Source organism: Clostridioides sp. GD02367, from assembly GCF_045900275.1.
GTDB classification, from domain to species: Bacteria; Bacillota; Clostridia; order Peptostreptococcales; family Peptostreptococcaceae; genus Clostridioides; species Clostridioides difficile_A.
Genome location: NZ_JBJODK010000010.1, coordinates 123,759 through 137,393, shown reverse-complemented (window position 1 = coordinate 137,393; position 13,635 = coordinate 123,759). Strand labels below are relative to the sequence as shown.

General features: G+C 29.7%; 13 protein-coding genes and 1 riboswitch. Of the genes, 5 read left to right on the top strand and 8 right to left on the bottom strand.

Annotated features, from left to right (window positions below):
* Positions 1–58 precede the first annotated feature (58 nt).
* From Q3223_RS14030 to Q3223_RS14000, 7 genes are all read right to left on the bottom strand, one after another.
* Complete coding sequence (locus Q3223_RS14030; RefSeq protein ID WP_054277618.1) at positions 59–625, bottom strand: hypothetical protein; 567 nt, start codon at positions 623–625, stop codon at positions 59–61.
* A gap of 399 nt (positions 626–1,024) precedes the next feature.
* Positions 1,025–1,825, bottom strand: a complete 801-nt coding sequence (locus Q3223_RS14025) for a PIG-L family deacetylase (protein WP_054277619.1) — start codon at positions 1,823–1,825, stop codon at positions 1,025–1,027.
* A 279-nt stretch (positions 1,826–2,104) separates the two neighbouring features.
* Positions 2,105–2,980: an Hsp33 family molecular chaperone HslO gene (gene hslO / locus Q3223_RS14020; protein WP_054271671.1), complete on the bottom strand. Its 876-nt coding sequence runs from the start codon at positions 2,978–2,980 to the stop codon at positions 2,105–2,107.
* Between the two features lie 263 nt (positions 2,981–3,243).
* Positions 3,244–3,990 carry a class I SAM-dependent methyltransferase gene (locus Q3223_RS14015; RefSeq protein ID WP_054271672.1) on the bottom strand — a complete coding sequence of 249 codons (747 nt, stop codon included), beginning with the start codon at positions 3,988–3,990 and terminating at the stop codon, positions 3,244–3,246.
* Positions 3,977–4,222 (bottom strand): small, acid-soluble spore protein, alpha/beta type, encoded by a 246-nt coding sequence (locus Q3223_RS14010; RefSeq protein WP_021386217.1) that lies wholly within the window; start codon positions 4,220–4,222, stop codon positions 3,977–3,979. Before Q3223_RS14010 ends, Q3223_RS14015 begins: the two co-directional genes overlap by 14 nt.
* A gap of 130 nt (positions 4,223–4,352) precedes the next feature.
* Positions 4,353–5,471 (bottom strand): N-acetyldiaminopimelate deacetylase, encoded by a 1,119-nt coding sequence (locus Q3223_RS14005; protein ID WP_054271673.1) that lies wholly within the window; start codon positions 5,469–5,471, stop codon positions 4,353–4,355.
* A gap of 205 nt (positions 5,472–5,676) precedes the next feature.
* Positions 5,677–6,870: an L-serine ammonia-lyase gene (locus Q3223_RS14000; protein WP_054271674.1), complete on the bottom strand. Its 1,194-nt coding sequence runs from the start codon at positions 6,868–6,870 to the stop codon at positions 5,677–5,679.
* 322 nt (positions 6,871–7,192) lie between these two features.
* Here Q3223_RS14000 and dapA (Q3223_RS13995) point away from each other — a divergent pair, with 322 nt between their 5' ends.
* From dapA (Q3223_RS13995) to dapD, 5 genes are all read left to right on the top strand, one after another.
* Entirely contained in the window at positions 7,193–8,074 is an 882-nt protein-coding gene (gene dapA, locus Q3223_RS13995; protein ID WP_054271675.1) for a 4-hydroxy-tetrahydrodipicolinate synthase, read from the top strand.
* 77 nt (positions 8,075–8,151) lie between these two features.
* A riboswitch (Lysine riboswitch) is annotated at positions 8,152–8,325 on the top strand.
* A 177-nt stretch (positions 8,326–8,502) separates the two neighbouring features.
* Positions 8,503–9,504: an aspartate-semialdehyde dehydrogenase gene (locus Q3223_RS13990; protein WP_054271676.1), complete on the top strand. Its 1,002-nt coding sequence runs from the start codon at positions 8,503–8,505 to the stop codon at positions 9,502–9,504.
* Between the two features lie 116 nt (positions 9,505–9,620).
* Positions 9,621–10,508: a 4-hydroxy-tetrahydrodipicolinate synthase gene (gene dapA / locus Q3223_RS13985; protein WP_003422063.1), complete on the top strand. Its 888-nt coding sequence runs from the start codon at positions 9,621–9,623 to the stop codon at positions 10,506–10,508.
* Positions 10,509–10,574: 66 nt separating this feature from the next.
* Positions 10,575–11,324, top strand: a complete 750-nt coding sequence (gene dapB / locus Q3223_RS13980) for a 4-hydroxy-tetrahydrodipicolinate reductase (protein ID WP_054271677.1) — start codon at positions 10,575–10,577, stop codon at positions 11,322–11,324.
* 188 nt (positions 11,325–11,512) lie between these two features.
* Complete coding sequence (gene dapD / locus Q3223_RS13975; protein WP_021386275.1) at positions 11,513–12,229, top strand: 2,3,4,5-tetrahydropyridine-2,6-dicarboxylate N-acetyltransferase; 717 nt, start codon at positions 11,513–11,515, stop codon at positions 12,227–12,229.
* Positions 12,230–12,342: 113 nt separating this feature from the next.
* Here dapD and Q3223_RS13970 read toward each other — a convergent pair whose 3' ends face one another.
* Positions 12,343–13,332 (bottom strand): SPFH domain-containing protein, encoded by a 990-nt coding sequence (locus Q3223_RS13970; protein WP_054271678.1) that lies wholly within the window; start codon positions 13,330–13,332, stop codon positions 12,343–12,345.
* Between the last annotated feature and the right edge of the window lie 303 nt (positions 13,333–13,635).

Below are 13,635 nucleotides of genomic sequence, written 5' to 3'. Positions count from 1 at the left end.
CACTGACTATTTTAGCTACTAACTCACGACTAAAGTCACGAGTGTGCGTAGCTATTTTTTAATCAAAGAATCCTGATTCAGAAAATATATTCCAGTGCCAAGAGCCTACTCCAAATCCTGAAAGCAATATGGCTCCTTCATTTAGCGATTTATTAGTATCAAGAATCTGACTCATATTAGGAATTAGTTTTTTTCCAAGTCCATGACAGTGTTGACACATACCCTCAATATCATTGAAAGAAAACATATTGGCATTACCTATATACTCACTACCAAACCTTGAATATAAAGTTCTTAAAAATGAATTTACATCTGTGATAGTCCCTAGAGTTGACCTTGAATTGCCACCAAGTCTACTTTGGTCTATGATAATTGGTGTTGATAGATTTTCTATACAATCAGCTTTAACTTCTCCATATCTAGGTAAAAAACTTCTTATAAAAGTACTAAACCTTTCATTTAATTGACGTTGGGATTCTTTTGCAATTGTCTCAAACACGATAGATGATTTTCCAGAACCTGATACACCTGTAAATATGGTTATTTTTCTTTTAGGTATTGTTAAAGATACATTTTTTAAATTATTCTCTTTACATCCTTTTAAAATTATAAATTCATTATTCATAACTTTCCTCCTACATTGTTTTTATCTAGATTTTTTCCAAGCAAATAATAGTAGTGATTATGTGTAAGTAAAATACTATTTTATTAGTTTTTTTTATTTTTTATAAACACAGGTCAAATTATAGCATGTAGGTTTTATATGGTAGTATAATGTAGGGTTTGATTTTTATGAAAAATACATTTATTTTATATAAGTATTATTGAATCTATTTTATATAAATATCATTACTATATAGATATTAAATTATATAGAGCTCTTAAATTCAAAATTTTATATAATTGTATTAATTGCACAAAAAAGTACCTTATCTATAATTCTAAAATCATAAATAAGATACTTTTTCACATAATTAAAACACTTCACTTTAGATATCAAATGTAACCTACTACTTCCAAGAAATTAATCTTCACTTAACACAGATGTAAGTTCAGGGTCATTTAAAAGATGTTCAAAATAGCTATGCGCTGAAATATATCCTATACCATACATTTTGCGTTTTGAATTTACAACCTTATATTCATAACATGCACTCTTGACTTTATTATAGTCGTTAAAATCCACAGCCTTATAAATAGCTCTTTCATTTCTTGGTATATACTTCACATATTTTGGCTTGATAAAATATAAGTCATCTTGTATCTTACGCTCACGCTTAAGCTTCTTTAAAACTTCTCCATTTTTTCTATGCATTATATGGTCATCATACTTGTAATGATGAGCTATATGAGTTACATTACCTTTAAATTTATGCTCAAAATCTAATATAGTCTTCTTCATCAACTCATAATGTGTTCCTTCTTTTTTATCTATATCTGCAAGTATAATCACATTTTGAGGTTTTACCCCAAGTTCTTCCAACGCAGATTTAAATTCATTGTTTCTAAGCTCCTCTTTTTGCTTTCTAGTTAAGTTTCTAAACTTAGTATTAGCCTTAAAAACGTTAACCCCAGAACCATCTGATACTAGTACAACATATACATTATTTACACCACACTGTTTTATAGCATCTACAATTGCACTTCCACCCCATAAGACTTCATCATCTTGATGTTGAGGATAAAATACTGCTGCTGACTTAAACTTCCTGCTATTACTCTTAGGAATAGGCATCTCAAGCTTTCCATCAAAATTCCTTGCAATTAAAAATATCATTAATAATATTAATATACTTATGCCTATGTGCTTTGTTTTATTTTCCATATTTAAAAGTTTCTCCTTCTTATCAATTCAAATATCTGATAAACCCTTGTGGCAAATAGGTTGAAATACACAAATTATTTTACAATATTTTATAGTTTCATACAATCTTTGACACGAACTATAATAAAATAAAAAAGCCTTCTAAGCGCAATATTGCAAATATCACAGCTAGAAAGCTTCCCAATTCTTAAAATTTATTAAGCTTATTTGTAATCTAAATATGTCTATTTTGTATAAATTATACTTTAATTACTATATTGATACGACTATTTTCATAGTCTACATTTCTTTTAAAACTTCAAGTAACTCTTCTTCACTATACATATACTTCTTATTACAGAATTGACAACCAACTTCTGCTTTTTTATCTTCTTCTATTATTTCAGCTAATGATTTTTTACCAATTGCAACTAAAGCAGTTTTCACTCTTTCCTTTGAACATTCACACATAAATCCAACTTCACAAGTATCAAGTATTTTAGGCTCCAAACCATCTAAAACAATATTTAATATATCTTCTGGAGTTTTCCCTTCTTTTAATAGATTAGTTACTGAAGGTAATTTTGCTACATTTTCCTCTAATTTAGCAATCGTCTCTTCTTCTGCATCTGGCATTAATTGGACTATAAATCCTCCAGCAAACTCAACTTCTTCTTCTTTTGTAAGTACACCTAAAGCTACTACTGATGGAGTTTGTTCTGATACTGCAAAGTAATAAGTAAAGTCTTCTGCAATTTCTCCACTTACTAATGGATAAGTACCATTATATGGCTCTCTAAGACCTAGGTCTTTAATAACTTTTACAACACCTTCTGTACCTACTGCTGCTGCTACATTTAGCTTACCATTTGGATAGTCTTCCACTTCTACTTGTGGATTTCCTACATATCCTTTTACCATACCTTTAGAATCTGCTGTTGCAATAATAGTTCCAATTGGACCTCCACCCTTTATTATTACAGTCAATTTATCACTATCATTTTTCATCATTAATCCCATTATAGATGTTGCAGTTAATGTTCTTCCAAGTGCTGCTGTTGCTACTTTTGTAGTTTCATGTAATCTTCTAGCTTCTTCCACTGTGTTTTTAGTAGTTGCAACAAATGCTCTGACTTGACCATTTCCTGATGTTGCTCTTAATACATAATCTCTCATTCATATTCCTCCATATTTCGTTAATTATCTAATTTCACTATATTACTATTTTAATTTCAATCTATAAATACTTACCTATTTTAACCTTAGATAATGGTTCTTCTATATTATATTTACTCTCAATTTATAAAGCTTTATAATTATGAAAAAGTAACTGTTCATAAAACATCATCACTTTGTTTTAATATATAAACTTGTATTTGTTGTATTTTTATATGACATTTATATTCTATATACAAAATTTTTTTACATACAAAAATATCTTATTTTTTACATACAAAAAATATTCTTTGACTTTCTTCATTAGGTTCATTAAATGTAAAATCTCCATAAGATTTTATATATTTAAATCCAGATTCTTTAAGCATATCAACTATTTCATCTTCAGTGTACGCCCTTTGTTGATGTACTTCTTCAAACCTTTCAAACTTTCCATCTTCATCTTTAATAAAAAATGTCAGTTCCATTTCAATTAGATTTTCTTCATCATCAAAGTAATTTTGCCACATATAGGCTATATCATCTCTATTTTCACCATACATATTGTTTCCTAATATGTTGGCTAATTTATAAAACGAACTTATATCAAATATAAATATTCCATCTTTTTTTAATAATTCATATGTCTTTGAAAATACATTTTCCAAATCATCATCATAGGTTATATAGTTGAATCCATCACAAGCACAAAGCACACAATCTAAATCAGATATTTCAAAATCTAGTTCTGATATATCTTGTTGAAGTAAAACCAATTCTACGCCTTCTTTTTCTGCTTTTTCTCTTGCTACACTAAGCATCTCATCAGATATATCGATACCAGCTATATCATAATCTTTTTTAGTTAATGGAATTGTAAGATTACCTGTACCACATGCCAATTCCAATATATTTTTTACTTTTACACCTTCATCAGCTATTATATCTTCTATATATTTAACCCAGCCTTCATAATCAACTTCATTCATAAGTTCATCGTATACAAACGCAAAATCGCTATATTGACTCATCCTTTTTATTCTGCCCCTCCACAATCTTTTTCAGCCTCTTTTTGCGTGATGTAAGCATACCTCCAATTCTTCCAGCTTCCTTAGCTGTAAGCCCTGCCCATCCACGTTCTCCAACTTTGTCCATAAGACCTAGTTCTGAGGCTATCTCATATTTCATTATATCATCATTTGTCAATATTTTAGTATTCTTACCATTAGTTATCTTCTTTTCTCTTTGCATATTTTCTTTCAAAAAAATCACCCCTTCATATTTGTATTTTTGTCAATTAAAAGAAATTTATACAAATATGTAAGGGGTATTTATCAATTCACATCTTTTTAGATTTAAGTATCTCTACTTTTTAATTTTTATAAATTATTTCTTAATCTATAGCTCCTTTATATTTTAATAATTTTGCATAGACATTCAGTGCGTTTACACATATCTTTTCATCAAAATTAAAGTTTATATTATGAAGACCATTTACAAATCCTTTTTCCTCATTTCTTGAACCTAACATAAAAAATAAACCTGGAACTTCTTTTTGATAATAAGAAAAATCTTCTGATATCATAAGTGGCTCTAACTCCACAACACTATCATTTCCAACAGCTGTTACAAATTCTTGATATAAATCCTTGTCATTTTTAACAGCAATATAATCGTCTATGATGTTTATATTAACCTTACAGTTATAAGCCAGTTCAAACCCTCTAGCAAGTTCTCTAACTCTAAGCTTCATCTTCTCATATACTTCTGGGCTGAAGCATCTCATTGTACCTTCCATCTTTATATTTTCAGCTATTATGTTTCTTCTAGCTCCACCTTCAATTCTACCAATAGTCAATACTGCATTGTCTATTGGGCTTATATTTCTTGATACTATAGTTTGAAGTGAACTTACAAAGTTTGAAGCTATAACTATCCCATCAATTCCATTTTGTGGCATAGCACCGTGTCCACTTTTAGACACTATTTCTATATCAATGTCTCCTATTTGAGCCATAAAGTATCCTTCTCTTGTACCAACATAACCTTCTGGCAACTCTGGATATATATGAAGTCCATATATTTCATCAACATTATATTTTCTAAGTACACCTTCATTTATTAAAGCTTTTGCTCCCCCTGGACCTTCTTCTGCTGGTTGGAATATGAATACTATATTATCATTCAGTTGTTCTTTGTTATCATTCAAATATTCAATTAATCCAAGTAATATAGTGGCATGTCCATCATGACCACATAAATGCTTTACACCTTCCTCACTATGAAGCCCATCTATATCTGCTCTAAAAGCTATATCTTTTTTAGGTTTTTTGCCTTCTATTATTCCTACTATACCTGTTTCTAAGTAAACTTCATACTTAATCCCCAATTTATCAAGATAATCTCTTATGTATTTTGAAGTTTTATATTCTTTTCTTCCAATCTCTGCAATTGGATTTAATGCCTTTCTATGTTTATAAAGTTGCTCTTGTAAATATGATGCCTCTCTCATGTAATCTCCTCCAAATTTTAATTTATTAAAAAATATTTCTATATCCCTCATAATTAAAACATTATATAACAAACTATACTAATTAAAAGTAAAAAATTAAATTTAATATAAAAATATTTTGCATTATTAAATAATTCACCATTAATAATAATTCCCCTGTTTCATAAATCAAAACAGGGGAATTATTACTTAAAAATTTTATTTTTTAGCAAGAGAAGAAATGTTTAGCAAGTCCACCCTTAGCAGTTTCTTTATATTTATCCATCATGTCTATACCAGTTTCTTTCATTGTTTCAACAACTTGGTCCAAGGAGACAGAATGTGAGCCATCAGTTAATAATGCATAATTAGCTGCATCATAAGCTCTTTGAGCTGCCATAGCATTTCTTTCTATACATGGAATTTGAACGTATCCATATACAGGGTCACAAGTCATTCCTAGATGATGTTCAAGTGCTATTTCTGCTGCATATTCAATATGGTCTATAGTACCACCTTTTAAGTATGCTACTGCCGCTGCTGCCATAGAACAAGCTGCACCAACCTCACCTTGACACCCTACCTCTGCTCCAGATATTGATGCGTTAGTCTTTATTATATTACCTATTATCCCAGCCACAAGTAGTGCTTCAATTATTTTTTGGTCATCATACTTATAGAAATCTTGCATTGCAAAGAATATTCCTGGAATTACACCAGCAGAACCACAAGTTGGCGCTGTAACTATGATATTACCAGAAGCATTTTGCTCAGAAGCTGCTAGTGCATATGCATATACAAGTGTTGAGAAGTTTTTATCTTTTTGGTATGCATTATAAAACGTACTTGCTCTTCTTTTTAATAATAATTTACCTGGTATTATTTCATCTGTGCTTAATCCATCATCAATAGATTTTCTCATAGCATCTTTTATAGTTTTTATATAATCTTTTATGTCTTCTGGTTCACATTCCAACACAAAATCTACTAAAGTCTTATTATTTTCCTTACACCATTTTACTATCTCATCCATAGTATCTAGATGATATATACTGTTGCTTTTGCTATTTCTTTGACCTTCTTCTGCTATAGTTCCTCCACCTACAGAATATACAGTCCATTCAGCCGTTACATTTCCTTCTTTATCTAAAGCTTCAAACTTCATTCCATTTGGATGAAAATCTTTTATAATATCTTCTTCCCAAACGATTTCAACTTTTTTTGGCGATATCGTTTTTTCAATTATATAGTCAGTTAAGTGACCTTTACCTGTGGCTGCCAAACTACCATATAATATTGCTCTAAAACTTTCTGCATCTGGATTTTCATTTTTAAATCTTTCTGCTGCTCTTTGTGGTCCCATAGTATGAGAACTTGAAGGCCCACTTCCTATTTTAAAAAGTTCCTTTAAAGTATCCATATTATTCCTCCTAAATTTACGGTATTATTACTTATTATTAGATTTTACGCACATATTTATTATAACCTAAATATATTAATTATTAGTTATTAAATTCGCATAAAATTTATTTTTTATTTCCATTTTGGTATATTTTATTAAATTAATATGCATATTTTGAGAATAAAACATTTATTTCAAATTTTTCTAATATTAATATAATATAAATATCTTATTTAAACAGTTAAGATATTAACTATACCTATTAAAATTAATTAATTTGTACTATAATTATTATTGTACTTAAAAAATTAAATTTAGATAAAAAAGGAGATTTGATTATATGTTATTTAAAGGTTCTGCTGTTGCTTTAGTTACCCCATTCACAGAGGATAATAATGTCAACTTCGAAAAATTAGGTGAATTAATCGAATACCACATTGAGAATGATACAGATGCACTAGTTGTTTGTGGAACAACAGGTGAGGCAACTACTATGAGTGAATCTGAAATTTTTGCTGTAATAAAATATACAGTTGAAAAAGTTAACAAAAGAATACCTGTCATTGCAGGTACTGGTTCAAACAATACTATGTTGTCTGTTCATATGAGTCAAGAAGCTGAAAAATTAGGAGTTGATGGACTTTTAATAATAACTCCTTACTATAATAAGACTAATGAAAAAGGTCTTAAACTTCACTTTGAAACAATAGCAAATAGCGTTAAGTTACCAATTATTTTATACAATGTACCTGGAAGAACTAAAGTAAATATAAAGCCATCTGTTGTGGCTGAACTTGCTAAAATAGATAATATAGTTGCTGTAAAGGAAGCAAGTGGAGATTTAGCTCAAGTTGCAGAAATAGCTAAATTAGTACCTGAAGACTTTGCTATATACTCCGGTAATGATGACACTATATTACCACTATTATCATTAGGTGGAAGTGGTGTTATCTCTGTGCTTGCTAACATTTGCCCTAAGGAGACACATGACTTAGTAACTAAATTCTTTAAAGGTGATATTGAAGGCTCAAAAAAATTACAACTTGATATGGATGCTTTAATTGCTGCCTTATTTATAGAAGTAAATCCAGTGCCAGTTAAAACTGCCATGAATATTTTAGGTTTTAATGTTGGAGATTTAAGACTTCCTCTAGCTGAAATGGAAGAAACTAATCTTAATGTATTAAAACAAGAATTGACAAATTTTGGATTTAAATTTTAGCAATATTTATATAAATAAGTTGATTTTTTCTTAAATATGTATTATTATTAGAATAATCAAATTTTAATATCCTATTAACCTAGGGTAGAGGTAGCTGTAACTAAGAGTATCCAATAGTAGCTGGCAGGTGTTAATGATTGGAAAAAGGATTTACAGCCGAAGAAAATATTTCTTGCAATTATATTTTCTGGGATTACACATAACATGTGTAATACTGTCACTTATATTATAAGTGATGAGCTACAGGGTTTACTTTGAGTGATAAATTAGACGTACAAAGTATACCTTTGTACGTTTTTTGTATATAATTAAAGTTGTTAATATAATATTAAAGTTTTTGGATATAAAAAAATATTAACATATCTTACTTGTATAACTAAAATCAAATAAAATAATGTTTTAATAATTTAAAATTGGGGTGAATTTATATGAAAAAAGTAAACGTAGCGATAGTTGGTGCTACTGGAATGGTAGGTAGAACATTTTTAAAAGTATTAGAAGAAAGAAATTTTCCAATAGAAAATCTATTTTTATTCTCTTCTTCTAAATCAGCTGGTTCTAAAGTAATATTTTGTGGTAAAGAATATATAGTAGAAGAATTAAAGGAAACTTCATTTACTGATAGAGGTATACAAATAGCACTATTCTCTGCTGGAGGAAGTATTAGTGAAAAGTATGCTCCAATAGCAGCATCAAATGGAATCTTAGTAGTGGATAATTCTAGTCACTGGAGAATGGACCCAGATGTTCCTTTAGTAGTTCCTGAAGTAAATCCTGAAGCAATAAAAGAACACAAGGGCATAATAGCTAATCCTAACTGCTCTACTATACAAGCTATGGTTCCTCTTAAGCCACTTGATGATAAGTACAAAATTAAGAGAGTAGTATACTCTACTTACCAAGCTGTATCTGGTTCTGGTGTTAAAGGTGTTGAAGATTTAGAGAAAGGGATGAATGGTAATCCTACTGGATTCTACCCTCACCAAATATCTTACAATTGTCTTCCTCATATAGATTCATTTACTGAAAATGGATATACTAAGGAAGAAATGAAAATGGTAAATGAAACTATGAAAATACTTAATAATTACGACTTAAAAATAACTGCAACTACTGTAAGAGTTCCAGTGAGAAATGGTCATAGTGAATCTATAAACGTTGAATTTAACAATCCATTTGAATTAGAAGACTTGGTAAAAACACTTGAAGAAGCTCCAGGGGTTGTAGTAGTTGATAATCCTGCTAATAATGAATATCCAACTGCTGTAGAATTTGACAATAGAGATGAAGTATTTGTTGGAAGAATAAGAAGAGACTTCAGTGTTGACAATGGTGTAAATCTTTGGGTTGTAGCTGACAATATCAGAAAAGGTGCTGCAACTAATGCAATTCAAATAGCTGAAATGGCTTTATCATACGATTTAGTATAATATACAAACTTGTATAAATATATAATTTTGTAAAATATTAATAATAATATAAAAACAAGCATTAGAAGTAACTGTAATATAAAACACAAAAATAAAAAAGAGGGGATTGATTTTATATGATATTTAAAGGTTCTGCTGTTGCTCTAGTTACACCATTTACAAAGGATAACAAAGTTGATTTTGACAAATTAGGCGAATTGGTTGAATACCAGATAGCTAATGGTACTGATGCTATAGTATCTTGTGGTACTACTGGTGAAGCTAATACTATGACTGATGAAGAACAACTTGCTACTATTAAGTATGTTGTAGAAAAAGTTAATAAAAGAGTTCCTGTTATAGCTGGAAGTGGTTCTAATGATACTATGCACTCAGTTAATCTAAGCCAAGAAGCTGAAAAATTAGGAGTAGATGCTCTATTAATCATAACTCCTTATTACAATAAAGCTAATAAAGCTGGACTTAAACGTCATTTTGAAACAATAGCTAACAGTGTCAAACTTCCAATTATACTTTACAATGTCCCTGGAAGAACTTGTGTAAATATAAGTCCTAGCCTTATAGTTGAACTTGCTAAAATAGATAATATAGTTGCTGTAAAAGAAGCTAGTGGAGACCTAGGACAGGTTGCAGAAATAGCTAGTTTAGTTCCAGATGATTTTGCTATCTACTCTGGTAATGATGATACTATACTTCCTTTATTATCTTTAGGAGGTCAAGGAGTTATATCAGTACTTGCTAATGTTTGCCCTCAAGAAACTCACGATTTAGTAGCCAAATTCTTTGAAGGCGATATAGAAGGTTCTAGAAAATTACAACTTGGTATGGATGCTCTAATAGCAGCTTTATTTATAGAAGTAAATCCTATACCAGTTAAGACTGCAATGAATTTACTAGGATTCAATGTTGGAGATTTAAGATTACCTCTAGCAGAAATGGACCCAGCAAATTTAGAAGTATTAAAGAAAGAATTAGTTAACTTTGGACTAAAAGTTAATGCATAGTAAAAATTGATGCATGGTAAAAAATAGGTTTGGTCAAAAGTTAGCCCTTAATCATAGGAGGAAATTATGTTAAAAGTTATAGCAACTGGTTATGATGGAAAAATGGGTAAGATTTTAGCCGATACTATAAGAGAAGATAGTGAATTAGAATTGGTTTGTGTTGCAGCTAGAGGTATGGATAGTTGTGAAGGTGACCTTAAAATCTACGAAGACATGAGCACTATAGTTGAAGAAGTTGATGTAGTTATAGATTTTTCTCATCACTCTAATTTAGATAATATCTTATCTTATGTTTTAAAGACTAAGACACCTTTAGTAATTGCTACTACTGGATATAATGATGAAGAAATGAACAAAATACATGAAGCGGCTAAAGTTATTCCTGTATTCCAATCATATAATATGTCTCTTGGTGTAAATGTATTAGTGAAATTAGTTAAAGATGCAGCTAAATTATTAGAAGGATTTGATATAGAAATAATAGAAAAACATCACAACAGAAAAGTAGATGCCCCAAGTGGCACAGCTGTTATGATTGCTAACGCTATAAAAGAGGTTTTACCAAATGTTGAAAATAATTATGGTAGATATGGTCGTAGCGCAAAAAGACAACCAAACGAAGTTGGTATTCATGCTATAAGAGGTGGAAATATTGTTGGTGAACATGATGCTCTATTTGCAGGAGATAATGAAGTCCTTACAATAAGCCATCAAGCCCAATCTCGTGGTATCTTTGCAAGTGGTTCTATAGCTGCTGCTAAATACTTAGTTAAACAAAAACCAGGATTTTATAATATGGACAGCATGTTAGGATAATAACAATAATATAATGAGGACACACAGTTTAACTCAAATATATACAATAGATAAATTTATTTGATACTATGCTTATATGATAAAAAATCTGTAAAATAAATGTAAATAATGAAAAGTAAGTATATACTAAAATTGATAAATAAGTATATAATAAAAGAAATATAATGAAATACAAGGAGAATTAACAAATGGTAAATTTAAACGATGCTTATGAAATAGCAAGATATATAAAAGAAGTTAAAAAGAAAACACCTGTTAAGGTATATGTAAATACTAACTCTTTACATTTCCAATCAACTGATAAATTTAAAGTATTTGGATGCAATGGTTCTTATATATTTATAGGTGACTATGAAGATATAATGGAAGTATTAGATAAACATGGTAAAGATATAATAGATACTCATGTAGAATACGATAGAAGAAATTCTGCTATTCCTCTAAAAAATACTTTAAGTGAACATGCAAGAATCGAGCCAGGTGCAATAATAAGAGACATGGTTACTATAGAAAAAAATGCTGTTGTAATGATGGGAGCTGTTATAAATATAGGAGCTGTTATTGGTGAAGGTTCTATGGTAGATATGAATGCTGTTATTGGAGCTAGAGGTACTCTTGGTAAAAATGTTCATTTAGGTGCTGGAGCTGTTGTTGCTGGTGTTTTAGAGCCACCTTCTGCTACTCCTGTTATAGTTGAAGATGATGTTTTAATAGGAGCTAATGCAGTTATTCTTGAAGGTGTTAGAATCGGTAAAGGTGCTGTTGTTGCAGCTGGTGCTATTGTAACTACTGATGTAGAAGCTGGTGCTGTTGTTGCTGGTTCTCCTGCTAAAGTTATAAAAATGAAAGATGAAAAAACGGCTGACAAGACTAAACTTATGGATGACCTTAGAAATTTAGATTAATTAAATAAGTAATGTATAAGCAAAAGGGTGTCTCAACATGAATTTAATTCATTAGAGACACCCTCTTTTTAGGATATTTGAAATTATTTAAAATGTCTTAACTTTACCCTAGATTAATATATTGAACCACTATTTACTACTGGTTGTGCATCTTTATTACCACAAAGAACAACCAATAGATTACTTACCATAGCTGCTTTACGTTCTTCATCCAAAGTTACAACATTATTTTCACTTAAATTAGTTAGTGCCATTTCTACCATACTTACAGCCCCTTCAACAATCTTTTTACGTGCTGCTATTATAGCCTCTGCTTGTTGACGTTGTAACATTGCTGCTGCAATTTCTGGCGCATAAGAAAGGTGAGTAATTCTTACTTCACACACTTCAATTCCTGCAATATCAACTCTTGATTGTAATTCGTCTTTTAATTTATCAGCTATCTCTTGACTACTACCACGAAGAGATTTCTCATCTCCATCTTCAGATACATCGTATGGATAAAGTCTCGAAACATTACGAATAGTCGAATCACATTGAATAGATAAAAATGTATTATAATTATCCACATTAAATACTGCCTTTGTTGCATCTATAACCTTCCAAATTACAACAACTCCTATTATAATCGGATTTCCTAATAAATCATTAACTTTCTGCTTTTCATTATTAAGAGTCATTGTTTTTAAAGATACTTTTTTCCCTCTTGGATTAGATGATATATCTACTTTTTCATCAGATGAAGATTTTGATATATTAATTCCTGATGATGTTGGATTTATTGCAGAACAAAATGGATTTACCCAATAGTATCCTTCTTTTTTTATAGTCCCATAATAGTTACCAAACAAAACAAGAACTATAGCTTCCTTAGGATTAATCATCTTTAGTCCAAAACATAGGATAAAATCTACCAGTATAAATACAAGCCCTGAAATTAACATAAGTGAACCTATCCCAGCAAAGCCACTATCAAGTTTTATTATTCCAAAAACCATAATAGCTATTGAAACTACTAAAAATAAGATAATCATTATCAAAGCCATTACTCCATTAAATGTCTTTGCTTCTTTCTCTTGATAAGTCTTCTCTTCTTTTAACATATCTATCACTCCCATCTTAGTATATTAAGTTAAGATATTTCTAATTTAATAATATCACTTTTAATACCTTAAATGTTGAGTTTAAAGTTAATACTTTAAATTTTTATCTATCTTTACATATACACATCTTTAGATCTTTTAATATATTAATATTGATTTTTAAGCGAATTTTATGAAATATGAACTTAAATTTAATATATATTAAATTTAGGCACTCTTTTTTAAATATCCAGTAAACTATAACCCTAATATCACTAATATTATTTTATATAAATTGTATTAGTGATAAAATAAACTTATAGT

Coding starts and splice junctions, on each gene's coding strand:
- hslO (WP_054271671.1), bottom strand. CDS start 2,980: ATGAGAGATTATGTATTAAGAGCAACATCAGGAAATGGTCAAGTCAGA.
- Q3223_RS14030 (WP_054277618.1), bottom strand. CDS start 625: ATGAATAATGAATTTATAATTTTAAAAGGATGTAAAGAGAATAATTTA.
- Q3223_RS14015 (WP_054271672.1), bottom strand. CDS start 3,990: ATGAGTCAATATAGCGATTTTGCGTTTGTATACGATGAACTTATGAAT.
- Q3223_RS14005 (WP_054271673.1), bottom strand. CDS start 5,471: ATGAGAGAGGCATCATATTTACAAGAGCAACTTTATAAACATAGAAAG.
- dapD (WP_021386275.1), top strand. CDS start 11,513: ATGGTAAATTTAAACGATGCTTATGAAATAGCAAGATATATAAAAGAA.
- Q3223_RS13970 (WP_054271678.1), bottom strand. CDS start 13,332: ATGTTAAAAGAAGAGAAGACTTATCAAGAGAAAGAAGCAAAGACATTT.
- Q3223_RS13990 (WP_054271676.1), top strand. CDS start 8,503: ATGAAAAAAGTAAACGTAGCGATAGTTGGTGCTACTGGAATGGTAGGT.
- dapB (WP_054271677.1), top strand. CDS start 10,575: ATGTTAAAAGTTATAGCAACTGGTTATGATGGAAAAATGGGTAAGATT.
- Q3223_RS14025 (WP_054277619.1), bottom strand. CDS start 1,825: ATGGAAAATAAAACAAAGCACATAGGCATAAGTATATTAATATTATTA.
- dapA (WP_003422063.1), top strand. CDS start 9,621: ATGATATTTAAAGGTTCTGCTGTTGCTCTAGTTACACCATTTACAAAG.
- dapA (WP_054271675.1), top strand. CDS start 7,193: ATGTTATTTAAAGGTTCTGCTGTTGCTTTAGTTACCCCATTCACAGAG.
- Q3223_RS14000 (WP_054271674.1), bottom strand. CDS start 6,870: ATGGATACTTTAAAGGAACTTTTTAAAATAGGAAGTGGGCCTTCAAGT.